Annotated in this window: 25 protein-coding genes and 4 pseudogenes; 2 read left to right on the top strand and 27 right to left on the bottom strand. The window is 48.3% G+C overall.

Translation table 11 applies throughout. The features are described 5' to 3' along the window. Positions 1-7: 7 nt before the first annotated feature. Positions 8-3,115, bottom strand: a complete 3,108-nt coding sequence (locus NSQ51_RS13275; RefSeq protein ID WP_049625449.1) for a S8 family serine peptidase — start codon at positions 3,113-3,115, stop codon at positions 8-10. A gap of 466 nt (positions 3,116-3,581) precedes the next feature. Between NSQ51_RS13275 and NSQ51_RS13280 the strand changes: the two genes are divergently transcribed. Next, on the top strand, positions 3,582-4,208 hold the full coding sequence (locus NSQ51_RS13280) for a LysE family translocator (protein ID WP_033016374.1): 627 nt from the start codon (positions 3,582-3,584) through the stop codon (positions 4,206-4,208). Between the two features lie 36 nt (positions 4,209-4,244). Here NSQ51_RS13280 and NSQ51_RS13285 read toward each other — a convergent pair whose 3' ends face one another. The 5 genes and pseudogenes from NSQ51_RS13285 to NSQ51_RS13305 all read right to left on the bottom strand — a co-directional run bounded on the left by NSQ51_RS13285 (position 4,245) and on the right by NSQ51_RS13305 (position 7,978). Then, positions 4,245-4,472: a hypothetical protein gene (locus tag NSQ51_RS13285; RefSeq protein WP_033016373.1), complete on the bottom strand. Its 228-nt coding sequence runs from the start codon at positions 4,470-4,472 to the stop codon at positions 4,245-4,247. Positions 4,473-4,556: 84 nt separating this feature from the next. After that, the gene (locus tag NSQ51_RS13290) at positions 4,557-5,189 is read right to left on the bottom strand and encodes a LysE family translocator (protein ID WP_033016371.1); all 633 of its coding nucleotides are present in this window, start codon (positions 5,187-5,189) and stop codon (positions 4,557-4,559) included. A gap of 812 nt (positions 5,190-6,001) precedes the next feature. Beyond that, a pseudogene (locus tag NSQ51_RS13295) lies at positions 6,002-7,111 on the bottom strand (bifunctional 2',3'-cyclic-nucleotide 2'-phosphodiesterase/3'-nucleotidase); the annotation flags it as partial. Beyond that, a complete protein-coding gene (locus NSQ51_RS13300; protein WP_162489996.1) occupies positions 7,096-7,233 on the bottom strand; it encodes a hypothetical protein in 138 nt (45 codons plus the stop codon). The gene NSQ51_RS13300 and the pseudogene NSQ51_RS13295, both read right to left, overlap by 16 nt. Positions 7,234-7,633: 400 nt before the next feature. Continuing rightward, positions 7,634-7,978 carry a DUF6176 family protein gene (locus NSQ51_RS13305; RefSeq protein WP_012749497.1) on the bottom strand — a complete coding sequence of 115 codons (345 nt, stop codon included), beginning with the start codon at positions 7,976-7,978 and terminating at the stop codon, positions 7,634-7,636. Between the two features lie 155 nt (positions 7,979-8,133). Between NSQ51_RS13305 and NSQ51_RS13310 the strand changes: the two genes are divergently transcribed. Further along, positions 8,134-9,267, top strand: coding sequence for an IS4 family transposase (locus NSQ51_RS13310; RefSeq protein WP_121678437.1), 1,134 nt, complete (start codon positions 8,134-8,136; stop codon positions 9,265-9,267). 303 nt (positions 9,268-9,570) lie between these two features. Here NSQ51_RS13310 and NSQ51_RS13315 read toward each other — a convergent pair. From NSQ51_RS13315 to NSQ51_RS13415, 21 genes and pseudogenes are all read right to left on the bottom strand, one after another. After that, a pseudogene (locus tag NSQ51_RS13315) lies at positions 9,571-10,206 on the bottom strand (transposase); the annotation flags it as partial. Between the two features lie 222 nt (positions 10,207-10,428). Continuing rightward, positions 10,429-11,229, bottom strand: coding sequence for an AAA family ATPase (locus tag NSQ51_RS13320; RefSeq protein WP_064213564.1), 801 nt, complete (start codon positions 11,227-11,229; stop codon positions 10,429-10,431). Beyond that, positions 11,222-12,475 carry an IS481 family transposase gene (locus tag NSQ51_RS13325; RefSeq protein ID WP_117219280.1) on the bottom strand — a complete coding sequence of 418 codons (1,254 nt, stop codon included), beginning with the start codon at positions 12,473-12,475 and terminating at the stop codon, positions 11,222-11,224. Before NSQ51_RS13325 ends, NSQ51_RS13320 begins: the two co-directional genes overlap by 8 nt. Positions 12,476-12,627: 152 nt before the next feature. Further along, positions 12,628-13,173 (bottom strand): DUF6431 domain-containing protein, encoded by a 546-nt coding sequence (locus NSQ51_RS13330; RefSeq protein ID WP_033011705.1) that lies wholly within the window; start codon positions 13,171-13,173, stop codon positions 12,628-12,630. Between the two features lie 155 nt (positions 13,174-13,328). Further along, positions 13,329-13,868 (bottom strand): annotated as a pseudogene (locus NSQ51_RS13335) (transposase); the annotation flags it as partial. Between the two features lie 160 nt (positions 13,869-14,028). Next, complete coding sequence (locus NSQ51_RS13340; RefSeq protein WP_230581368.1) at positions 14,029-14,547, bottom strand: IS630 family transposase; 519 nt, start codon at positions 14,545-14,547, stop codon at positions 14,029-14,031. 474 nt (positions 14,548-15,021) lie between these two features. Continuing rightward, positions 15,022-15,369, bottom strand: coding sequence for a hypothetical protein (locus NSQ51_RS13345; protein WP_014194751.1), 348 nt, complete (start codon positions 15,367-15,369; stop codon positions 15,022-15,024). 125 nt (positions 15,370-15,494) lie between these two features. Beyond that, positions 15,495-15,659 (bottom strand): LysM domain-containing protein, encoded by a 165-nt coding sequence (locus NSQ51_RS13350; protein ID WP_231847827.1) that lies wholly within the window; start codon positions 15,657-15,659, stop codon positions 15,495-15,497. Next, positions 15,657-16,175 (bottom strand): annotated as a pseudogene (locus NSQ51_RS13355) (N-acetylmuramoyl-L-alanine amidase); the annotation flags it as partial. The gene NSQ51_RS13350 and the pseudogene NSQ51_RS13355, both read right to left, overlap by 3 nt. Beyond that, positions 16,175-16,588 carry a phage holin family protein gene (locus NSQ51_RS13360; RefSeq protein ID WP_121650046.1) on the bottom strand — a complete coding sequence of 138 codons (414 nt, stop codon included), beginning with the start codon at positions 16,586-16,588 and terminating at the stop codon, positions 16,175-16,177. The gene NSQ51_RS13360 and the pseudogene NSQ51_RS13355, both read right to left, overlap by 1 nt. A 54-nt stretch (positions 16,589-16,642) precedes the next feature. Then, a complete protein-coding gene (locus tag NSQ51_RS13365) occupies positions 16,643-16,915 on the bottom strand; it encodes a hypothetical protein (protein WP_121650045.1) in 273 nt (90 codons plus the stop codon). A 110-nt stretch (positions 16,916-17,025) separates the two neighbouring features. Further along, positions 17,026-17,415: a hypothetical protein gene (locus NSQ51_RS13370; RefSeq protein ID WP_121650044.1), complete on the bottom strand. Its 390-nt coding sequence runs from the start codon at positions 17,413-17,415 to the stop codon at positions 17,026-17,028. 99 nt (positions 17,416-17,514) lie between these two features. Beyond that, positions 17,515-17,658 carry an XkdX family protein gene (locus tag NSQ51_RS13375; RefSeq protein ID WP_121650043.1) on the bottom strand — a complete coding sequence of 48 codons (144 nt, stop codon included), beginning with the start codon at positions 17,656-17,658 and terminating at the stop codon, positions 17,515-17,517. Further along, entirely contained in the window at positions 17,658-17,858 is a 201-nt protein-coding gene (locus NSQ51_RS13380) for a hypothetical protein (RefSeq protein ID WP_121650042.1), read from the bottom strand. The genes NSQ51_RS13375 and NSQ51_RS13380 overlap by 1 nt, the downstream gene beginning before the upstream one ends. 16 nt (positions 17,859-17,874) lie before the next feature. Then, positions 17,875-19,155, bottom strand: a complete 1,281-nt coding sequence (locus NSQ51_RS13385) for a hypothetical protein (RefSeq protein ID WP_233434064.1) — start codon at positions 19,153-19,155, stop codon at positions 17,875-17,877. Further along, positions 19,137-19,352 carry a four helix bundle protein gene (locus NSQ51_RS13390; RefSeq protein WP_121650041.1) on the bottom strand — a complete coding sequence of 72 codons (216 nt, stop codon included), beginning with the start codon at positions 19,350-19,352 and terminating at the stop codon, positions 19,137-19,139. The genes NSQ51_RS13385 and NSQ51_RS13390 overlap by 19 nt, the downstream gene beginning before the upstream one ends. After that, positions 19,353-20,654, bottom strand: a complete 1,302-nt coding sequence (locus NSQ51_RS13395) for a hypothetical protein (protein ID WP_121650040.1) — start codon at positions 20,652-20,654, stop codon at positions 19,353-19,355. After that, complete coding sequence (locus NSQ51_RS13400; RefSeq protein ID WP_121650039.1) at positions 20,654-21,193, bottom strand: YmfQ family protein; 540 nt, start codon at positions 21,191-21,193, stop codon at positions 20,654-20,656. Before NSQ51_RS13400 ends, NSQ51_RS13395 begins: the two co-directional genes overlap by 1 nt. After that, positions 21,186-22,223 carry a baseplate J/gp47 family protein gene (locus NSQ51_RS13405; RefSeq protein WP_121650038.1) on the bottom strand — a complete coding sequence of 346 codons (1,038 nt, stop codon included), beginning with the start codon at positions 22,221-22,223 and terminating at the stop codon, positions 21,186-21,188. The genes NSQ51_RS13400 and NSQ51_RS13405 overlap by 8 nt, the downstream gene beginning before the upstream one ends. Then, on the bottom strand, positions 22,216-22,629 hold the full coding sequence (locus tag NSQ51_RS13410; protein ID WP_014194744.1) for a DUF2634 domain-containing protein: 414 nt from the start codon (positions 22,627-22,629) through the stop codon (positions 22,216-22,218). Before NSQ51_RS13410 ends, NSQ51_RS13405 begins: the two co-directional genes overlap by 8 nt. Next, entirely contained in the window at positions 22,629-22,886 is a 258-nt protein-coding gene (locus tag NSQ51_RS13415; RefSeq protein ID WP_121650037.1) for a DUF2577 domain-containing protein, read from the bottom strand. Before NSQ51_RS13415 ends, NSQ51_RS13410 begins: the two co-directional genes overlap by 1 nt. Position 22,887 lies beyond the last annotated feature (1 nt).

Genomic DNA, 22,887 nt, shown 5'->3' on the forward strand with positions numbered 1-22,887 from the left:
TTTATGATCAGTTCACGGATCGTTTTAACCCGTTTTTGGCTCCGTTTTCTTTTTGCAGGCGGTACGAAGCTGCATATCCCGTTTCTTCCGTTTCGTCCACGCCGTAGACGTAAACATTACCGAGACGGTCTTTGTATGCAAGCAAGTAATAGTAGTCACTGTATTTGTCTTTTTTCGCATACACGATGTTGGTTTCCACATTGGCCTTCAGCGAATAGGTCTTCTCATCAATGTACGCATCGCCGTACGGGTCATAGACGAATAACGTAGCCGTCACGGCTTCCGTGACGCGAATCGATAAGTTCAAGGCCGTCCGGTTGCCATAGCTGTCATAGGTGAAAGAGTAAAGGGAAGAAACGAGCCATGGAGGATCAGCGCTGTTATCGATTTTCCCTTCCGTCGTTTCGATCACCCCATTCGCAAACCGGGCGGCAATGCGGAACGTATAGACGCTGTCATCGTAAAACACGGTTTCGCCATTGTCGTTCAATCCATCCCATGTCAGCACTTGATCGCCGGCGTTAAGCGGATGTTCCGTCCAGATCGTCCGCACTTTTTCCCCTGCCTCATTGAAAATTTCCGCCGTCACCGTCGCTGGCGTGGACAGCCGGAAATGGACTTCGCTTCCCATTTCTTCATAAAACCAGACGACTTGCGGCGCGGCCACGTTGGCCAAGTCGACGTGCAGGAGGCTCGTGAAGGAAGCCTGCTGCCCGCGGGCGTCCACCACTTTCATGCGCACCTCATATTGCCCGTCAGCGACATACTGGCCGCTTCCGTCTTTCCCATCCCACGCCGCCTTTTTGCTTCCCGGGCCTTGCTGCGATCCAGAGAGAACGGTGCGCACGAGGGACGAACCTTGGTAAATTTCCACCGTGACGCTGCCCGCCTTCGACAGCGTATACGGGATGTCAAATGGCCCTTGCTGGACATAATACAAATCGTCCGGTGCCTGAATGGTTGGCTTGCGCCAATCTTCCACCTTAAATTTCGCCGTATGGACCACAAGCTTGTTGCCGCACAAGTCGGCAATTTCAACAGTATAATAGTAGTTTCCTTCACTGACAAAGGCGTTTTTGTTGTCTTTTCCGTCCCAGCTGATCGTATAAGAACCGCTGTTGTATTTTTTATTGCGCAAAAGCTGTTTGCTGATGGCTCCTTTTTCTGTTTTCACGTAGGCAGAAACGACGAGAGGCTCTTTCAGATTCATCCGGAAGCTTGCTTTCGCCACCCCGTCCATTTTAAACAGTGTTTGGCCAAGCGACACGCCGCTAAAGGCGACTTTTGTATCGATCACGACCGAGAGGCTGCGCGCGGCTTCCTTGCGTTTTTTGTCGTCCACTGCGGACAGTTTCAACCGGTACGTTCCGTCAGGCAGCAGCTTTCCGCTCGCATTTTTCCCGTCCCAAACAAGCGTCTGTTTTCCGCCGGAAAGCCATTTGTTGCTCCAAATCGTTTTCACGAGCTTGTTTTTCGAATCGTACACTTGCGCCGTGACGCTTGCCTTTTTGTTGAGCGCAAACGGAATGGACACCTTCCCTTTTGCCTTCGGCGAGAACGATACAGTGGAAGATGACAGCTGAATAGACGGAACCACGCTGTCTACAACCTTGATTTGCTTCGTTTTCGCCACCGTTTCGCGCCCGTTCGACACTTGAACGACCATCGTATACGCGCCGCTTCCGACAAATGCGCCGTTATCTTGTTTGCCGTCCCACGACAAGGAAATGCGGTTGCTGTTCCAAAGCTTGTTTTTGGCGATCGTCCGGACGGCGTACCCCCTGCTGTTTTTTACGTACGCCGTCACTTTCAGCCCTTTTCTATAGGCGGACAGCGAAAACCCAACCTTGTTATTTCCCTTCATTGTAAACGTTCCTGCCGCCGAAATCGAAGACAGCGGCGAAGGCGTGTTCCGCACCGCCTTATAGGCATCCACTCTTCCATACCCATAAAACACGTCCCATCCCTTACCGCCCAGATCGACGGTTGACTTTCGCAAAATGCTCTCGACTTCCCCGCGCGTCAGCAGCGGATTTTTCGACAACACGAGCGCTGCCGTGCCCGATACGATCGGCGCCGCCATCGATGTCCCAGTCAGGCTGTAATAGGAACTTCCCGGAAACGTGGAATAAATGTTGACTCCGGGGGCGGCGAGGTCAATGTAATCGCCGTAGTTGGAGAAATCGGTGATCCAATCGCTGCTGTCCGTAGCGCTCACGGCGATGACCGGGTCAAACGCAGCCGGATACACCGGGAAGTCTATATCGTCATTTCCCGCCGCCGCGACAAGCACAACTCCTTTGGACACCGCGTATTGCACCGCTTCTGCTTCGTACACTGTCGCGGAGTACAACCCGAGGCTGAGGTTAATCACATTCGCTCCGTGGTCTACCGCATACACGATTCCGTACGCCACGTCGTAACTCGTCGCCCCATCGCCTTCGAACACGTTCACCGGCATAATTTTCACATTCGGCGCCACGCCCACGACCCCTTTTTTATTGATCGACGCGGCAATGATGCCGGCTACATGCGTGCCATGCTCCCCAGCTGGGACCGACTTCGCCCCTGTCAGCACATTGTAGGGGGATACAATTTTTCCCGCCAAATCGGGATGGTTCATCTGCACCCCGTCATCGACGACCGCCACGGTAATTTGCCCCGATCCTTTTGTCGTATCCCACGCCTTCGGGGCGTTGATTTTTTTCAAATGCCACTGTTTGCTGTACCCTGGATCGCTCGGCGTATAAGTCCGTTCAATCACGTAGTTCGGTTCCACCGATTCAATTTCCGGAAGTTGGACGAGTTTGGCCGCCAATCCTTTCAAATCCGTGCCTTTCGGCGCTTTGACCAGGGAAAAGTTCCCGATGTCCATGAACGAAAGCTCGGCAGCCCGAAACAGCCGCAGCAGCGCTTCCCGCCGTTGTTCGCTGATTCCTTCTTTAAACTTCACAACCAACTCGTTTGCCGCTATTTCTTTTGGCTCGGAAAACTTTACAACGACATCCTTCACCGAAGACGGCGGCTTGACGGAATCCACTGTTTCCGCTGAGACAGCGGAATGATAGACTCCGAGCAGCAGCAGCGACAGGCCGATGGCCCTCAACCATTTCACGTGTTTGCTCCCCCTTCTTTTCGCTTCCCTTTCATTACGGCCGCCATGCCATCTTTCTTTCATTACGGCCGCCATGCCATCTTTCACTCGAACCGGCTACCCCCTTTCCTTTGTTGCTATATAGGAAAATATAACAATATTATACAATTGGAAACTGCCGTATATCTACCACTATTTAACTCAATCTTTGTAAAGAAATCCCTCGCTTCAACGCGAAGGGAAAGAGGGGGTGAATGTCGGTCGGCATCAGCCGAACCGCCTGGATACAGTTGTTTGTAAACTGGATGCAGGGGCTGCACGGGGAAAATCCAATGCGAAAACGAAACGAATCTTTCCACGAGAATCTACCGGTTTTCGCTTTGATCACTACTGTTCAGGAAGGAACCGCCCCCTCTTTCGCGAATCCATATACATAACCGCCTTTCACGGCCGCCCCGCCAAAACCGATCGAAAAGGAGGATTTCCGATGGAAATGGAGGTCATCTTGTCGTTTTTCAGCGTCGCCATATTGCTTACATTGGCGCCGGGCCCGGACATTTTATTCGTCATCGCCCAAAGCGTGTCGCAAGGCAAACACGCAGGCATCGCCACCGCGCTCGGGCTGTGCACCGGCCTGCTTGTCCATATCAGCGCGGCGGTGCTCGGCGTCTCGGCCGTCATTTACCAATCCGCCTTGGCCTTTTCCGTCGTCAAATATGCAGGCGCTGTGTATTTGCTGTACCTGGCCTGGCAGGCGTTCCGTGAACGAGACGAGGGCCTCTCCTTTGGGCGGCAGAAGCCAATGGCATACGCCTCGCTGTACAAAAAAGGCATTGTCATGAACGTGCTCAATCCGAAAGTGTCGCTCTTCTTTTTGGCGCTCCTGCCGCAGTTCGTTGATCCGTCAGCGGGCCAGATCCCGCAGCAAATGCTCGTATTAGGCGTCATCTTTCTCGTTCAAGCTCTCGCTGTCTTCACCTTAGTGAGCATCGGTGCGGAAAAACTGCGCCAATGGCTCTCGGCCCACACCGCCATCACTAGGCGAATCCATTGGCTCAAAGGCGCCATCTTCGCGCTGATCGGCATCCAAATCGCCGTCAGCGAGCGGTCGTAGCGGAAGAAAAAAGAGGGCGGCTGCCCTCTTTTCTGCTCATCTCCACAACAGTGCCGCGCCTCCCAATATGAGGAGCAGGGAGAGAAATAGCACCCATGTTGACCAAAGATCGATCATTTCAAAAAACAAGACTATTCTCCGCTCACGCCCCTCCTTCTTCTTGTATTCTTCCCACTGTTGCTTAATGATCACGATCCCAAACGGAAACACCCCGATTCCCGCCACAAGGAGAATCACCGCTATTCCTTTGTCATCCGTCCCCATTCCTCTAGCCAACCTCCGCACCGAATCACCGCCCGCGCTTTCAGGCAGGTGAGGATCATGCTTTCTGACGCCGTTCGCCCTCGCTCACGACGCTTTCGTTTGCAGCAGCTTCACACCAAGCCCGATAAACACGATCCCTGTCAATCGATTGACAAGAAGCGCCATTTTCGCGTTTTGACGCATCCGTTTCGTCGCTAGCGCGGCGACATAGACGACGCCAAGCCCCCACAGCGTGCTCGTCACCACGAACGAAACGCCGAGCAGCAGAAACGGAAGCGGGCCGTATGGCTGGGCCGTTTCGATGAATTGCGGCAAAAACGAAAGGAAAAACAACGCCACTTTCGGATTCAACACATTCGTCGTCACGCCGTGCCAATAAATCTTGTTCAGCTTCATCGGCGCCAACTCCCCCGACTCCAACGCGGGCGGCGCCGGCTGCCGCATCATTTTGATGCCAAGATACACCAAATACGCCGCGCCAGCGATTTTCACAGCCGTAAATAAGACAACCGACTGCTGCAAAATCACCGCCAAACCAAACGCAGCGAGCAACGTATGAATGAACACTCCCATCGAAATGCCCAACACCGAATACACGCCCGCTTTTCTCCCTTGCGCCACACTGCGCCCCATAATATACATCGTATCCACTCCCGGAGTGGCATGCATCAAAATCGACGCCAGCAAATACATCCCGTAACTTGTAATGCCTAACACATGTCTCCCTCCTGACCAAGCTAGCAAACAATCATCCATGGACAGTGGCACTGCTTTCGGGCAATGTTACAAAAGGTGGGGGGCTTCACCACCGATACAGTGACAAAATCGTTCCGTTTTCCAAAACGAATGATCCCAAGAACCTCGATGTCCACCGGCCTTCGAAAAAGCAGATGATGGGTAGCGCCCGGTCGGACAAGCAGCGCTTCCCCAATCGAACATCTTTTTTCCTTCCATGACCGCCCGCTCAACGAAAGCGGCTGTTTTTCACTGTCCTTGTTAGAAGTGAACTGCCCACCACCTACGCTTCGCTTAGAGGCAGGGGCTTCAAGCGACTTGTGCGTGTTCACTGAACGGTAAGCCACAAACAAGAACCCTTTACGCTTCCCTTCGTTCCAAAGGTGTCGGTTTGAACCATAGACGATCATATTCATCGGCGATGGCCAACCGAAATTCATCTCCCACCTACTCATTGATCGATCGCTCTTCACATTCCTTGAGGTGGGAGACTTCTTTCGGAAATGACGTTAACGTAAAAGATCTTCTTCTCATCGTCAGTCAAAAAGGCGATATTTTCGAAATGGAAAAAATGGCAGTAGCGCCAGAAATACTTTTAGTCACATTTTCGTGTCACCTAAAAGGCCGGTAAAAAACGGCTGTCACGAGCAAATCAGCGGCATTTCGCCGAAAAAGAAGATTGATTCCGCAAGGTTGTTCTAATTAAGAAACAGCTGGAACTAGCAGTATTTTATACGAAATCACCTGCCTCCTAAATCACCTGCTATTTTTCCAACCTCTTCTTAACGTCCAGATTTTTCTAGCTCTTTCGAATGGTTTGTTTTCGTTTCTTTCCAAGACAACAGCGTAAGTTCGTATTGGGCAAACCCGTTGGACAATGTCGCCACATAGCGGATGCGGCTGTCTGGCGGCAAATATTTTTGTGCTTCCAGTGACGATTCAAAGGAAACGGTCACCGATGCTTTCCCTTTCACTGGCGCAAAGGTCCAGTTGCCGTCCACGGACGGGTTGATCGTTCCGTTTTCGCGAATATAATCGATGATCACTTGCCGGTTTTCATCCGGCGCGGCCAAAATCGTGTTTTTCCCGCCCGGATTGATGATCCGGTTCGTCGTCGCCCGATAGTTGTTCGTCGCAACGATAAATTCCATCTTCGCCGTCACCGGTTTGCCTTGGAATCGCAAGTTTTTAATGCGGTTTGCTTTCGGATTGATCACATTTTGGTTTTTGTCGTATTTCGCCGGCTCGGTCACATCGATCTCGTACGTCACGCCATCAATAATGTCGAAGTTGTACGTCGGGAAGTCGTTGTTGACAAGCGGCTGAATGCCTGTCTTGTTCGGGTCGATTTGGTTGAATTGTCCCGCCGACCACTCAAGCCATTCTTTCAACTCGGCTCCCGTAATTTTCAGCGCATACACCGTGTTTGGATACAAGTACAAATCGGCGACGTTTTTAATGGCGATTTCCCCTGCCGGAATATCCGTGTAATAGCTCGGTCCACCGCGCCCGCCGGCCTTGAACGGAGCGCCGGCTGACAGCACCGGAAGGCCTTCATACTGCGTCCCTTTTAACATTTTTTCCACATACCACTTTTGGGCGTTCGTGACGATTTGCACGGACGGATCATCTTGAACGAGTGCAAAATAGCTGTTGATCGGGCTCGTAGTTTTTCCAACCGGGCTGCGGACGTACTGGATCGTCGCTTCGTGCTCCGCCTGAATGGCCTGCTCGACGGCCGAATCGCTGTCAACCAACGGCGTTTTCGTCGCCTTGTCATACACTGGACGGAGTTGGGCTTTCGCTTGCGTCACTTTCCATTTTCCGTCGACTTGCTCGACCGTCAAGTCGATCACGCCGAGCGTATCGCCCCATGAACCCGGCATCGTCACCGGAACGCCACTAAAATGCGCAGCTTGACGACGTCCCGCTCCTCCGCGCCTACCGCCGTCGGCCCAAACGAAGGAGCCAGCAGCCCCAACGCCAACACCACGCTCGCCGCCGCGTATTTCTTCCGTTTTTTCAATGTCCATCTCCCACTCATCAAATCATTGTCATCTTTCTGCGCCCGCATAGCGCGCTCGAAGACCGGGTGCCGGTCGTCATCCCGGAGCTCGCCGAGCTATCGCATATGTCGGCCCAGTGAACGAAGCTGATCACCATGGCACAAGCGTTTCTCCAACAAGAGACAACCTGACCTTTTTGTCCTCCTGAGCCCGTCGAAGAGAAAACCTGCCGGATTCGGCGAAGCGAACCCTTGACCAACCGAACACCGCCAAAGGTAACATTCGATAAAGGCAAGGGCGGCTTTTCGATTGCCTCCGTTATTCCCCCATTCTTTGTTGTCCCTTGACAATAATATTTTATTTTAAATATTAATAAAATAAAATAAAAAATTAGATTCATGATTAACTTCTCAAACTTGCTTACTCCATCGCCTTACGAATATGCTCTGGAATCATCACTACTTCTGTCGTGATCACAGGTTCGTTATATTCCTCATCAATACACTCATACCAGAACGCCAAATGTTTTTTATCAATTTCGTGTTCGGACTCTTCTACGGAAATCCCGCCTTCTCCCTGAACAGAGAACCAGTAAAGAAACTCTCCTTCCTCATTTCGCTCGCGGAAGATCGCTTCGACATGCATTTTTTCATCTTTGAGCGTCAACAGCACCTCGTTCATATGTGTGTTTAATAATTCCATCCATTCATCCACCCGCTTCGATTTTCCTTCCTTTACGCGAAATTTGCTTAATTCTACTTTCATCTCATGCTTCCACCTTTCTATTTATTGATGAGCTTCAAAATATAGAAAGAAACAGGCGTGTTGATTATCCAATAAAATCCAAAGGGTATAGAAAAAAGAGCACCTTTCCTGTAGAATGTGAGTAGCAACACAAACAAACCCAGGAGGTGCTCTCTATGAACAAGCATACCACACTCCCGAATTTGATGCAAAAACTTGTTTCGGATGAAGAGATTCAACTGATTGCCGAAGCGGTTGGGTATCGTGATTCGTCTCGAACCTTTACGTTGCGCGAGTTGATTCACTTCTTCCTGCTGGCCGCCATGCATCAATGGAAAAGCTTTCGCCACGGAGCCGATGTGGGGCCTCTGTATGGATTGCCGCGATTCCATTATTCAACTGTATCCAAGAAAGCGAAAGAAGTTCCCTATGACATCATGAAACGCTTGTTGGCGTTGATCATTTCCAAGTGCAACCGCCAAACCCGCCGTTCGCTTCGGTTTCCCAAACCGCTTCGGGTGGTGGATTCGACGACCGTCACGGTCGGGAAAAACCGCCTCCCATGGGCTCCGTATCACGGCGAACGCGCCGGAGTGAAGCTGCACGTCGCGTATTCGCCGGAATCCTCGTTGCCGGCAGACGTGGTGGAAACCATCGGACTGCGTCATGATGGCCCGGTGGGAGAACAGTTGACGAACGCTCAACAAGTGCTGGTGGAAGACCGGGCGTATTTCAAAATCGAACGCCTCGATCGATTTGTGGAGCAGCATCAGCTCTTTGTCATTCGGATGAAGGACAACATCGAACTTCATCAGAAAAAAAGCTTGAACCGCCTTCCGAGCGCATCTTCATCGGTTCAAGCCGACTTCACGTGCCAGTTGGGAACGAAACAATACCGCTCCACCAAGCGTCACCGGGTAGTGATCTTTCGAGATGCGAATGGCCGCGACATTCGGGTCGTGACGAACCTCTTCCATGCGTCTGCGGAAACCATTGCCGACATGTACCAACAACGTTGGACTGTTGAGATCTTTTTCCGTTGGGTGAAGCAATATCTGAATGTCCCGACCTTGTTTGGCACGACGGAAAATGCGGTATACAACCAACTGTTTGCGGCGTTCATCGCGTATGTGTTGCTGCGATGGCTGTATGATCAAACCAAAAAACGGACGAACGTCTCTCTTTCCTTCATTTCGTTTGTTCGCCGTTTTTTCTCTGGGCAGCTTCCTCTCGATTGGAAATCCGGGATGGCCGCTGCTTTGTTTGAGTATGCCCAAATTTATGGAAGGCGTATGTCTAATTTTGGATAATCAACACTCGTGAGAAAGAAAGCAGTATATCTTGTATGCCATGCCGAAAACGGTGGAGATAAGCGTCGCATAATAGTCATCAATGTGACCGTGCGCCACATGCCAGACAACTAACAGAAAAATGATATAGCATACTACATCGAGCAGCATCCCTTGCTTAGACGTTCGTTTTTCACCTTATCTTTCTACTCTATTTCGCTTCCTATCTATATAATTCCTTCTATAATTTTACACTTAACTACTGTAGATGAGCATTTTTCATTACAATAATTTCCATGGTTAGAGAGACAAACAGGGTACCCCTTACGCGATACGGAGCTGTTTTTTGATCACATCAATGGGAATATCTTGCTTTGCAGCGTCATAAATGAACTCGACGACGCTGTGGTCTTTCCGCGACCGAAGAAGCTCCAGCCCGGTGGAGAGATTTTGTCGGGATTCGGCGATGCTGTACACGCAGGAGAGCAGCACCACCGCCCAATACCGTTTCACCGCCCGAATGTGGCGAACGCGGTATCCATCCAGCTTCAGTTGATCTTTCGCCTGCCGGAAAAAGCACTCGATCGTCCAGCGCTGGGCGTAGTAACGCAAGATGTCTTCGTCCCCGAGTTCCCGGTCGGTGCTCAAGATGCAATGAAGATGTTCCGGCGCCATCGGCTGATCCGCCTTCCAAGCCAGCAGCACCACCGCGTCATCGAGGCCATGGATGGCCCCCTCATAGCGATACACGCGATAACGCTCCTGCCCCACCGTGACGAGGCGGGTGTCTTTGGACTCGATATAGCGGGCAAACTGCTTGGCTTGGATGGCGATGCCTTTCGGGTAGAGAATCCGGTTCGTCTTGAGCATCGCGATGACATGGAATCCCTGTTTCAGACAGGCTTCGATGAGCTTTTTGGACGGATACCACGAATCCATGAGCACATACACCGGCTGAGCCCGCTTCACCTTGAGTGTAAACTAGCACATTATTTCAGAATCCCTTTTTCAAATTATTTCAGGCGGATTCGGAAATAATGTGCAAAATTTTTGCGGATTGTTCCGGATTTTGCACATTCTTTCGGAACGTTTGCACGCTCTTTCAGATGAAGATTTCCAGCGCGCCTGATGGACCTATGGAAAAGAGAAAGCACAAAAGAGGCCGATTCGGCCCCTTTCGTGCTAATACCCCATTTCCTCTGCGGCCATGCGCACCACTTCTTCGTCAATGGCGTCCTTTTTCAGCTGATACCCGTATAACAGGCACGTCGTGGCCAACGTGTTGATCACCCGAGGCCATCCCCGCGACTGCAGGGCAATCGCCTCTAACGCCGATGGGGTGAAGATCGGATGCTTCGCCCCGGCCTGTTTCATCCGATGTTCGATGTAGCCCGCCACCTCTTCCTTCTCCAGCGGCCCCATCCGGTATCGCATGATGATCCGCTGGTCGAGAGGGCGGTGCTGATTGAGCCGCAGCTTCCCCTGTAAATGGGGCAGCCCGGCCAAAATCAAGACAAATGGGTTGGTCGAATCCATCTCAAAGTTGAACAAGATCGCGATGTCCTGTAAAAATGCATCCTTCGCTAAATGCATCTCATCCAAAATGAACACCGGCGTGATCCGCCGTTCATGATACAATCGCTCGATCGCCTGCTGGATTTGGCGGAAGAGGTCTACCTTGCGGTACTTCGGTTCCTCTCCTAATCCCAAGGCCAGTCCACGGTAAAAATCCATCACGCCTCCGGTGGATAACGGAAAGTAGACGACATGATACAATGATGGATTCAATGACTCTTTCAGCGCCCGAAGGGCGAACGTCTTGCCCGCCCCCGGCTCTCCGATCAACAGCCCGATCCCCCGGGTTCGTTTCACGTACTCCAGCGCCCGCAACGCTTCCTGAAATGACGCCCCTTGATACGCCTCGGACGGGTCTGTTTCTTTCGCAAACGGCTCCCGCGAAAGGGAGTAAAACGATTTATACACTGTGTTCTCCCTCCTTCGCCGGAATCGCCGCAAACGGGGACCGATGGCGTTTTACATAGGCATTGTCCTCCAAACGCACCCGAATGGCTTCCGCCACCCGTTTGCCCTCTTCGTACACATAGACGCCTCGTTCGTCATAGCGGAGCTCAATCGATTGCCCAATGAACCGAGGCGGCACTTCGTATAGCTGTTTATTCAGGGTGATTGTGCCATCGGCTTTCACCTTGCGGTGCTCCCGTTTCAGAAAAATCGCATCCAGCCAATCGCCATCTTCGATGAACGACACGAGATGCACTTGCGATTGAAACACCTCATGCGGCGTTTTTCCGTCCAGTGAGGCGTGCGGTTTTCGATGATACTCCTCTTCAAGCCACTTCCAAAAACGCTCGTTCAACTCGTCAAGCGATTTCGGCGGATTCAGCTCCAACAGTGGATAAAACCGTGTCTGTACGGTGCGGAAGAACCGTTCGATTTTTCCCTTGCTTTGCGGGTCATACGGCTGGGTGTGGATGAGCGTAATTCCCATCTCGGCGCACGCATACTGCAGCACCTCGGACCGATAAATTTTCCCGTTGTCCGAGTAAATGCGTTTCGGCTTCCCGCAACGAAGCACCGCTTCCTTCGTGACGATCCGCAGCCCGTCAAACTTCTCCGAAGGGAAAAATTGGGCATATGGCACTAACCGCGAGCAGTCATCGATATACGCGATCAAAAACGTTTTCTGGGCTTTCCCATGGACGCGAATCGTGGGTCCATGGGATAAGTCCCCTTGCCATAGCTCATTGATCTGGTCATACGCAAAACGCTTTCGCTCCGGCATCGGCAAGATTTCTTTTCCCACCAGGTTGTGTTTTTTCAACAATCGGTATATAGTAAAGTAAGAGGTATGATTTTCTGGGATTTCCCCCTGCTCGATCAGGTGTTCGTAGAACACCGTCACGGGCATGGTGGGATGTTCTTTTCTTAGGGCTAAAATATGATCCTCATCATCGGGCGACAGACGCCTTGAGTGGCCGCGGTCCGAACGGCGCTTCGGCTTTAAGGCGTCAAAGCCCCCTTTTTTGTATCGGGTGCACCAATCGAGGATCGTCTTGGCTGCGATTCGTTTGTCTCCCTGGTGGGGAACATGGTGCACTCGCTCGCTCACCTCTTTCAGATACGTCTTCGGTTCCACCTGCCCATTCACCAACGGAGCGATTAGCCCGTACCGAAACAGGGCAATGTCGTGTCTCATCGACTCATTCATTCAAATCTCCTCCTTGTCTCACTTGGAATCAGGACCGTTCCGGTCCGTCTGCCCTTATCGTACCGAATTGCTTTTTCTCCGTCGATAGGAAAGGTTTGTGGGAACCGAAACTATTTCCAATTTAGGGTATGTATGTAAAATCAGGATCCCATTTAATTCGCAAAAGGGTGTCGGAATCCGCCCTCCCACATCTCTCTGATGGCCGAATCAAGACCGTGTTCCTCTAACGTCTGGATCCACCAAGAAGCCCGTTCCTTTTCTTTTTTCACGATAGGGCCTATGATCCTCCACCGCCTCGCAAAAAAGCTGTGAAGGCTTGATAGGTTTCGGTAGAACCGTCGGACATAAAAGATGATGCCGTCCTTTGTCGGGAGAAACGGAGCCTGGTTCGTCCTTTCGGTCAATCCCAACTGCTCTTTCACGACTTGCCATATGGCGGACAACGTATACTGAAAATACGGGAGGAGAAAGGAAGGCAGCACACTCACCGTCTTCAAGCATTCCCGACAGCGATACCGGACAATCCAAATGCGATAATCACCATGTGGGGTCAATGCGTTTCGCTCATAGTAACCGTGGCGGTGCAACGGGCGCTTGGCCCGGCAATGCGGACACTTTTTCAGAAGAGGGAAGTCGTTTTCTTTTCCACGCTCTGCATACGTTTGGACGTCAATGCCAAAGTCATGAAATTGGATCACGTCCTCCTCCCCCTCCTATGAACCGATGGATTTTCTCTTCCGAAATAATTCACAAAAAATTTAGCACATTCTTTCAGAAAAGGGGAGAGGGCTTTCTGAAGGAATGTGCAAAAAAATGTCTCTTTTGTTCCGAAATAAAGTGATAATTTACACTTGAGCGAGGAAAGCATCTCGATCGCCAGGTCGATCTTGCTTTTTCCCGCTTTCTTGTCATACAGGCGGAACGCAAATGGGAACGCCTGCGTGAAGGTGTGCACCATCAGCCAAACGAGCGAATGCCCCCAGACCGATTGATGATCTTTATGCGAGTAGTGCCAGTCGCACCCTTGAATGGCGTGCACAGCCCGTGACGAAGGCTTTGTTTTTTGGCAAATCGTATCATCAATCGAAACAAAAAGGGGTTGATTCTTCCGTTTGGCCAGTCGTTCGACCTGGGAAAGGATCCACTCTTGAAGCTTCCCAAGCAGCCTTTCCTCGTTCCAAGGGCTTTTCGTGAAAAAGTGACGGAGCGTCGTTCGATGATTCGGATGAAAGCTCCAGTAATGAATATCAGTCAATGTTCCCGAGAATCCCTTGGTGGTCAAGGCATCGACAATATGAATGAGATGCTTGATGACCGGTTTGGAAAGCTGCAGCGTCAACCCCAGCGTGAAGAAAAACTTGTGGATTCCTTGGTGATGTGCTAATCTATTCATGAGACATGAACCTCCTTGTGTGAATGGGTTTTGAACACATCTATTTTACCCAAGGAGTCCGGTTCATGTCTCCTTTTTTGTTTAGTTGTCAATTTATGTCAGTGAATTTGCTCATCTACAGTTAACTATATAAATGCACCTTGAAAAGTTAACCTTTGCATCACGCTGCACACCCCAAGCGTCGAAGCACCTCTTCCGGTTGTTGATCTATATATTCCATAAACCGGGCAATGGCTTGGTCAATATCCATTTGATCTTTGTGAAACACATTGGCAATGACCGCATCCTTGAGCCATTTCCACAAGCGTTCGATGGGATTCAGCTGTGGGGAATAAGGAGGTAAAAAGATCAAGTGAAACGATTCCCCTTCTTGGCGCAAGAAATCTCTCACCATTTTGACATGGTGGATGCGGGCATTGTCGAGCACGAGCACGATCAGCTGGTCTGGATAACGGCTCTTCAAGATCTTTAAAAAATCCAAAAACGTCGTCGCATTCGCAGCGACTGCTCGATGAAGAACGGTGTCCCCATTGAGCACATTCACCGCCCCAAATACAGAAACGTGGGCATGATGGCCGCACGTAGGCACTTTCCATTTCACCTCACCGAACACGATTGTACGCACACGATTTTCTTTTCTCGAATCGTATTCAGTAAATAAAAAAACAAGAGATTTCACTTACGTGAAACCCCTTGTCCCTAAAGCCTTCTTCCTATTTTCGATGCCGATGGTGGGAGTAAAACCACCACCCTCCAAACCTTGATTTTTCAAAGTTTATAGACTTTCAATTTCCTTGGTGTGCAAAATTTGTGCAAAATTATCTCCAGTGCGTAAATCCATGCAAAAAGGCGGAATCCACTCCGCCTTCTTTTTTATGAACAAAAAGCCTACTCATGGGGAGTAGGTTTACTTAGTGAACTACCCACCACCTACGCTTCGCTTAGAGGTGGGGGCTTCAAGCGACTTGTGTGTGTTCGCTGAACGGTAAGCCACACACAAGAACCCTTTACGCTTCCCTTCGTTCCGAAGGTGTCCGTTCTAGCCATATTCTATCCTATTCGTTGGCTAACGCCAACCGAAATTCATCTCCCACTTTCACTGGTGCTGGCGCGCCTTCACGTTTAGAAGTAGGAGACTTCTTTCGGAGGGAAGTTAAAACAACTTTTTCATAAGAGCTGCATAAATCTTATCATTAATTTCCAACAAACTTTTCTTACCGTCTTTAAATTTAATAGCTACGACATATACGCCTTTAGATTTTGCAGATAACCCTGCAAGTAAACCCACTGGGCCTAAAAGGAAAGAGCCTACCAATCCTCTTCCAACTGCACTCACAGCGCTTTTTCCTTTGGTTTCATCCATCACTTCGTATTCTTCGACATTCTCCTTTGTTAATTCTATTTTCTTCGTAAACCCTGTCATAATACACACAGCGCCATGAATCAGCATGACGTTTTTCCCTTCATACTCTCCAGCAATGACTTTATTTTTTGCTCCCATGCACAAAATCCCTCCATTAGCTTAATTTCCCGCACTTCTTTTACCCTCCAATACTGTTTATACATCGATAACCGAAAAATTCCTCCTATAAAAACAAAAAAAATCCCCTGCCGAGTGGCAAGGGATTACTTTATGCGTATTTTTTGTCCGACACGAATTATATTCGGATTCTTGATGTTGTTGAGTTTCTGTAAAGTGGCTACTGTCGTTTTGTTTTTTGCCGCGATTCCAGACAGTGTATCTCCAGGTTTCACCGTGTAATATGACACATTGGCTTTAGGTGGACTCATTTTAGCCTTTACTCGTTGTTTGAAGTCTTCAAACGCCTTGGAATCCCTTACCCATGGCGCCGGACAATTTTTATGGGTAATATCGTAATGACGCACAATGTCTTTAATTGGATCCAACTTAAATGTTTTGCAGAGCTCTACAAATACATCTTCTGTACGAGAGATGGTGTCTGGATGAAACGTGCCGTCTTTTTCCACACACATTTCCACACCGATGGATAGAAAGTTCGCGTTCGGTTTCAATTCTGGAAAGCCGCGGTAAGTACCATCGTTCGCATGGTATGCCACTTCATCGAGAGGAATGATGTTAATTGCTTCGTTTTTATCCACAAAAATATGTGCCGAGGCGTATCGTTGTGCTTGAATGATGGTTCGATCAAAATACGTGAAATGATTGGCCGCTGATGCACCTGGGTTAGCTGTCCAATGCAAAACAAGTTTTTTTACACCTTTCAGTTTTAGACCCGGACGCGAATATTTGTTTACTCGGATGAACTTTTCTGTCCATGCGCTCATTACTTATCCTCTCCTTTCCCACTTTTTCCTTTCAACACTTCTACCGCCTGTGTAAGTCGTTCCGGAACTGGCACTCCCATTCTTCCCGCATTTTCAAAAATGCTTAGCAGCTCGTTGGCCATATAAAAAACGATAGTCGCATCTCGGAACATATTTTTCGTTCCAAGTGCGCTATCGACTTGATGCGCAAGGGCAACCATTACAAAGATCATCACTTTTTTAGCAATGCCTCTAAATCCAATCTTGCTAGACAGTGTTTTTTCCATAAATGCAGCGGCCATTCCGCTCCCATAATCAATGGCCGCCATCCAAAACAGTGCAACAAGCAATCCAATCGACTCACCAAAAACCAAACCGGCGAGACCACCAAGAATGGCCGCGCCGGTTTTGAAAACAACATCGAACCGTTCCATCATTTCACAACCTTTCTTACTGTAATAAAAAAGAGGACTGATATTTCAGCCCTCTTAACTGCCGGAATAGATAATTACCAATACACAAAGCGCTAAATAAATAACAACTCCAATCCATTTGATCGGTTGCTTTATCCATTTAGGCATCCGATGGAGCCAAACAATGGTATCGTCGAGAGCGTTTTGCGCTCTCTTGTGATTTCGAAAAAATGTTTCGATACCATCTAGGATGATTCTTAAAATGACTAATCCCACCAACACAAGCGCCGCAAAGAAAATAAAATTTAATATGCCTATCATGGGATCGACGCCAGGCGTGCCAAACATGCTTTATTTCCCCTCTCTTAAGCGTTTTAACTGTTCGATTAGGTTTTCAATTCTTTGCGCCTTTTCTTCGTTACTCATCTCCTTACTTTTATCGATTTTCTTGATTTTATCTAAAACTGGCGCATAAAGCGGTTTGCCTTATCAATTTCCGATTGTAAATAAGGATTGACGGTCGGTGTCGCTGGGTTTGGTGCTGCGGTTGGTTTCGGCGCTGCTGTTGTTTTCGGTGCGCTCACTACGGTTGGTTTGGTCGTCACCGGTTTTGGTGCGCTTGGTGCCGGCGGCTTATAGGTGCTACCCGTCAGCAATTTATACGTGCTATCCTGCGCCGAGCTTGTCTTTCCGCCCGATTGTTTAATCTCGTTATATTGGCGAATGAACCTTTCTTCTTTCGCTTGTTTTCCCTGAATCGCCTTTAAGGTTTGCTGTTGGGCTGGCGTTGGATTTTTAACCGTTTGAATTTGCCGCAAAAATCGCTGTTCTTTCTCAGTTAAAGGCATCGTATCACTCCTTTACAGAAAAAAGGCGAGCCAAAGCCCGCCTAAATTCGTGTCAAGTTCACGTCAAGCTGTGACAGGTTATGTCGCAGTATCGTCCGACTACGCAGTAAACTCTTCTCCTGTAATTTCCTTGTACTCAGCTAAAGTAATAACTCCCCATTCTGCCACTTCATGGACAATATCTTTTGTTAGGTATCCCATTTTGTAAAAAGTATTATAAAAATCGAAAAATGGACTTTTCATTAGCTGACTCCTCCTTTTAATTTCGCAATCTCGATATTTAAATTTGCTATCGTTTGTGTCAATTGAGTGATTAGCAAATCTTTCTTTTTGTTTTCGATTGTCAGTTGTGCCAACGCGGCCGCCGTGTTTTTTTCAGTGCTTTCTTCTTGTTGTCGTTCCTGTTCGACAATCTCTAAATCTTTAATTCGGATGCTTTTCATCTTTTGTCACCTCCTTTTACTCAAATGAGAAACCAAAGCCGTCAACGATAATTTGATCGGTTGCGGTTCCTTTCAATATCTCAAATTGAATGTTAATCCCCCAGTTTGATGCTGTTTTTGTTGTGTTTGTGAATGAGTATGCCTGACGATTCAGAAACGCCGTTGTGATGTCCTCCCATGTCGGGTTTGAATCGAAGCCGTTGTTGCAGGCTTTCACCGACAATGTAGCACCTTTTGGAACAGTGACCACACCACTAACGACAATTTTCTTTGCCGCAATCGATGTTTTGATCGGATTTTTCAACGTAAATTTGATTCGATCATCCGTTTTCGTGAATGTATATGTCCGTGTTGCTGTACCGCCTTTGTCGTCCGTGACAGTAATCGTAATAGTGTGAGAACCAAGCGATAAAGTTGACCAAACGCTGCTCAAGTCAAGCGTGTATGTCTGACCACGGACTGCATTGTTGATTGTTCGTATTGTTGTTGTATCAACTTTTTCTGTAACTGTGAGTGTATCGCTTGTATCTGTATCGTCAACAGAATAGTTCACTGTAAAAGGAGCTACTTTATTTCCTAGGTTAGAATCCGAGCCAGAAATCACAGGGGCAGAATTCAGAACTTCAAGGACGGGGCGCCAACCGAAAATCGCACCGCGGGAGTCAGACGAATAGTAGTCCCAGAAGCAAGCCGAGACGTACCCGCGGACCGCGCGGGTGGCGCTGTTTCCTGTGTATGTTTCCTGCACCCAAGAATAAACGTAAAACCAATTCCAGAACTGGTTATGCGCGCTGTTAAAGTCTATTGAGTATTGATAAATATCTAAATCCGTTGCGGATGGCACTGGCAAACCGCTAAATCCCGCCTCATTTGTGATTATTCGATCCCATTCATTGCTAGAAGGATAACCACCGGAGTAGTTGCCAGTTCCGTGATGATAGTCGCTTCCGCCTGTGAGAACTCGTAGCTTATATTGTCGCCCATCAATTGTAATAGTTTTCCCGAAAATGAGACCTTGAGCATTTAAATCGTCCCACGAGACATTTACAAGCAAAACACGGTCAGAGATTAACAGTTTCTTACTCCCGTCATTCACTTCGCGCCATTGAATTTTATAGGCGTCACTAGGGTTGGTATCTCTGATCTCGATTGCTGCCCCGACAGTATAAGAAGGTATATCTCCAGCACCTGGAGCCCCCGGAGGTGTATAACCTTTCTGCCAAGGTTTTGTCGGAAGTGCTATTTTTGTTCCTCCGACATATAAGGTACCTAATTTAATTAAATCGCCGTTCGCCAAATTTCATCTCTCCTTCCACGTTGATATAAGGAGTTTGCAAGGATTATATATTTCAAAAGTGAGTAAAACGCTTGCTTAATTTCTTGGCATAGAGAGAATTTCTCTGCTTTTGGAAAGTTTCGTAAAACCGGATAAGTCTCATGCAGTAATAATTCTGTCTTTTTATACAAGATTAAATCTGTTGCGGACTGACTCAATTAAAGCACCAACCTTTTGTTTGCACTATCATAAATCCCGTTCATCAAATTGATATCGTTTAAATTTTGAAAGCTTTCGATAAAAATATTCGCCGTCACACCGTTTAACGTTGCTCCTTTCAGCGTTTCGAGTTCTACAGCCATATCGATTATGTTGATGTTTAAATGTGTTAGTTCATCTTTTGTCGCCGCGTCGCTACTCAATTGTTCAGATGGCACTTTTCCATCTGGGCCAAGTGTTGCAACGCCGTTAGGTTTTCCTTTTTCTGTTTTCCAAACAAAATCACTTGCTTGTTTTCCGTCTACTGTATCCGCGTCTAAACCGCTTCCTGCGCCGTCGTTACCATCATGCCAGATTTTATGCCATTGTCCCCAAACCGTATCGTGTTCACCAGCATGACGATAATAAACTGAACCTGACGGCCCGCCTTGAGGGTGTATCCATTCAAAAAAGTATTGAAATTTCACGTCTCTCTGTGATATGTGCATTATTTTTCCATAGTTTGTCGGTTGTCCTTGTAACAGTCCTGCTCCAAGAACGTCGTAGTACGTAATTCCATCATTCGGCCATTTATCCGGCGTGTCGCTGGTATTTACACCAGCAGGCAAAGGAGTGTTAAATTTTAACGGTCCCGTCATTGTATCTCCGGCTGTTTTTACATATACTCCATCATGATTATGATCTGAACGAGCAACGGTTGTGGCGCTACCATTTCCACCAAACGACGCTGCAATGGTTACTTTGTCGTTTACTGCGTCTGGCGTTAATACGACCCCTGTACCAGCAACCAATTCTAACGTATCGGTTTTACTATCTGCGTCAATATTGGTTGCCCCTACTTTAATCGTCGTAAAGGCATTTTGGTTAGGTTCAGCGGTGGTACTGATTGTAATTTTATCGTTGGTTGCATCAGGGGTTAAAGTAATGTTAGATCCTGCAACCAATTCTAACACATCGGTTTTGCTATCCGCATCGATGTTGGTTGCGCCAACTTTGATCGTGGTAAACGCGTTTTGGTTCACCTCAGCGCCTGGCTGAATCCCATCGAGTTTGGCTTTATCCGATGCAGAAATCGCTCCTGGTGATGTCGTTGTAGCAATTGGCAATTGCGATGTTGGCACTTTCGCGTTCCCGTCGAGTGAAGCTACCCCGTTTGCCGAGCCTTTTTCTGTTTCCAATACAACCCCCTGGTCAATGCGATCCCAGTTGTCATTCAGCATGGTTTGTATATTGAATGTATCATTTCTATCAGCCACCGGATCTTTCTTATAAAGCCCTAAACGCGGTGTATTACTCGCCATCAGTAATCACCTCCTGCAAATTTATCAAGCGTCGTCGCCTGTAACTGAGAAAGCGTCATTACATGATGAATATCTTTGATTAGTAAATAAGAAAACTCGAAGTTGATCGCCAAATGAGCCGGAATAATCTCACGCAAGGCGTTTTGAATGTCGGTTAAGTTAGGCGGGACTCCAAGTTTGCTTACAAATTTAATTTTGACTGTATAAAGCGAAGGTTGTTCAATGACTTCAACTTGTCCGTTGTAATACGCTTCGGCAACGTTTTTGACCAATTCTACCGTGACCGTTCCGATACCTCGCAACTTCGACTTTATAACCGATCGTCGTTGGTCAATCGGCTTGCTTTCGTCTGTCGGGATACCGCAAATGCGCTCCCAATTCGCAAGCCCCCATGTGGCTGTGTCAACATAGAATTGTTTCAAAACTTCATCTATTGTAACATTCAATTGTTCAAATTCTTCGCCCTCTGTCCCTATTAAGGTTTGAAATTCTCTTATATTCTGATAATAATCAGGGAGATATTGGGATAAATTAGACATTTAGCGATACCTCCCTACGAATAGGAACTTCTTCATCTTGTAACGCTACATTGGCTGTGTCACTATTCACAATCAGCCCGTTGTAGTCAATGACACCTGGCGTATTCAGTAAGAGTGTTCCGATTTTTGCGTAGCTGACATACGTCATTGAAAAAGCGATCTCTCTGAAATATTCATCCAACGACGCTGCGAAAGCATCTTGAACATTTTGCAACGTATATCCCGATGCAAGGACTACGTTCGCCGAAACATTGATCGGTTTGCCTGTCGCTGAAGCTACTGTGACAGACGCTCCGATCGGCCGCACTTGCTCGATATATTCTTGCACTTGACTAACCAATTCTGTTGTGGCCGGTCGCATATCCGTATTAACGATTGTAATTTTGACGGTGCCAGGGCCGTTCCAAAGTGGTGTTACTTTTGCTGCGCCCACACCAGCCACTTCTGTCGCCCATCGCTTATAATCCGCCGCATTTCCACTCGTTCCGGGCTCCCGTACCTTCTGCAAAAAACGTTTTCGAAGGGAGTCATCACTTTCTTCATCCTCACCCGGAACGAGGACATCTGCTAGTATCGCTGTTCCTAGTCCGTCAATCGGTTCGATCGGAAGCAGACTACCAAACTCTTGATTGCCCGCGCTTCCTAGTGTTTCTGCTTGCATACGGAACTGACCGTTGGCAATTTTTCCGATAGCTACATAGACCATGTCATTAAGTCGGAACCGGCTTCCGATCGGAACGTCAAATGGCACGCCCTCCTCATCCGTGAACACTCCTTTTCGAATGGCCGGCGTCGCTTGTTTTCTATACACACCAAAGTCCGCTGCACGTCGATCCAAATATTCACCCGTCGAGGTTTCTCCGAACGCAAGACGCAAAACAACGTCCAGTTCTGCATACATCTGTGCCAATTCCATCGCAGCCGGTGCTAACGCATCATAGATGACAGAACCTTCTTGTTTATCAACATCGTCAGGAACTCGATCAAGCATCCTCTGCAAAATTGCCTCAAACGTTTGGTCCTCAAACAATACCGCTCACCTCTTTGGACGCCTCTATCTTTCCATAGACAGTTTGGCAAACAAACGTGGCGATAGCTGAATCCGCCTGGAACTGAATGCTGATGTCTTCGACTGCTAGGATGCGCGCGTCTTGAAGCACCGCTTCTTCGATTCTCCGAGGCAATTCTGCTTGGACAAACAATCTTTCTTTGCCACTTAGATTTTCAAAGCCGTAATCATCGCTATAAATTAAATGCTTGAATCGTTCGGTGCTCAACATTTTGAAAATCGATTGCTTGATAGCTTCCAACCCGTCAATCATTCCGATGCACCGGCCTCTCTCAAAGTCGAGACGATACGTTTTGGTAGGAAAGACGGAAGTATCGACGATATCTGTATCATCCATCAAAATATCTTCAGAAGGTAATACTGCCATCACTTCACCACCTTATCTAAAACCACAAATTGCTGGCCTCCTTGAGCGCGAAGCAGGATTACTTTATCGCCGCCTTTTAGATTTGCTTGTTCCGCCTGCTCCGTAACAACCAAAAATTCTTCCGTCAGTTTCAATCGCTGATGTATTTGAATCGCAAGAGGGCTTTCGGATACAACCGTGCCAAACAACACATTAACCGGATTAGTCGCTTCCACAGCTTTCACAGCAACTGTTTTAATTAAATCTATCAAGCTCATC

Origin of the sequence: Geobacillus sp. FSL K6-0789, from assembly GCF_038593135.1 — a bacterium.
GTDB classification, from domain to species: Bacteria; Bacillota; Bacilli; order Bacillales; family Anoxybacillaceae; genus Geobacillus; species Geobacillus stearothermophilus.

What these genes read in the sequence shown, in the direction of transcription:
- NSQ51_RS13280 (WP_033016374.1), top strand. Translation starts at nt 3,582, where the DNA reads ATGGAAATGGAGGTCATCTTGTCGTTTTTCAGCGTCGCCATATTGCTT.
- NSQ51_RS13285 (WP_033016373.1), bottom strand. Translation starts at nt 4,472, where the DNA reads ATGGGGACGGATGACAAAGGAATAGCGGTGATTCTCCTTGTGGCGGGA.
- NSQ51_RS13305 (WP_012749497.1), bottom strand. Translation starts at nt 7,978, where the DNA reads ATGAAAGTAGAATTAAGCAAATTTCGCGTAAAGGAAGGAAAATCGAAG.
- NSQ51_RS13310 (WP_121678437.1), top strand. Translation starts at nt 8,134, where the DNA reads ATGAACAAGCATACCACACTCCCGAATTTGATGCAAAAACTTGTTTCG.
- NSQ51_RS13325 (WP_117219280.1), bottom strand. Translation starts at nt 12,475, where the DNA reads ATGAATGAGTCGATGAGACACGACATTGCCCTGTTTCGGTACGGGCTA.
- NSQ51_RS13345 (WP_014194751.1), bottom strand. Translation starts at nt 15,369, where the DNA reads ATGGGAGCAAAAAATAAAGTCATTGCTGGAGAGTATGAAGGGAAAAAC.
- NSQ51_RS13350 (WP_231847827.1), bottom strand. Translation starts at nt 15,659, where the DNA reads ATGAGTCCACCTAAAGCCAATGTGTCATATTACACGGTGAAACCTGGA.
- NSQ51_RS13360 (WP_121650046.1), bottom strand. Translation starts at nt 16,588, where the DNA reads ATGGAACGGTTCGATGTTGTTTTCAAAACCGGCGCGGCCATTCTTGGT.
- NSQ51_RS13365 (WP_121650045.1), bottom strand. Translation starts at nt 16,915, where the DNA reads ATGTTTGGCACGCCTGGCGTCGATCCCATGATAGGCATATTAAATTTT.
- NSQ51_RS13370 (WP_121650044.1), bottom strand. Translation starts at nt 17,415, where the DNA reads ATGCCTTTAACTGAGAAAGAACAGCGATTTTTGCGGCAAATTCAAACG.
- NSQ51_RS13375 (WP_121650043.1), bottom strand. Translation starts at nt 17,658, where the DNA reads ATGAAAAGTCCATTTTTCGATTTTTATAATACTTTTTACAAAATGGGA.
- NSQ51_RS13380 (WP_121650042.1), bottom strand. Translation starts at nt 17,858, where the DNA reads ATGAAAAGCATCCGAATTAAAGATTTAGAGATTGTCGAACAGGAACGA.
- NSQ51_RS13395 (WP_121650040.1), bottom strand. Translation starts at nt 20,654, where the DNA reads ATGGCGAGTAATACACCGCGTTTAGGGCTTTATAAGAAAGATCCGGTG.
- NSQ51_RS13400 (WP_121650039.1), bottom strand. Translation starts at nt 21,193, where the DNA reads ATGTCTAATTTATCCCAATATCTCCCTGATTATTATCAGAATATAAGA.
- NSQ51_RS13410 (WP_014194744.1), bottom strand. Translation starts at nt 22,629, where the DNA reads ATGGCAGTATTACCTTCTGAAGATATTTTGATGGATGATACAGATATC.
- NSQ51_RS13415 (WP_121650037.1), bottom strand. Translation starts at nt 22,886, where the DNA reads ATGAGCTTGATAGATTTAATTAAAACAGTTGCTGTGAAAGCTGTGGAA.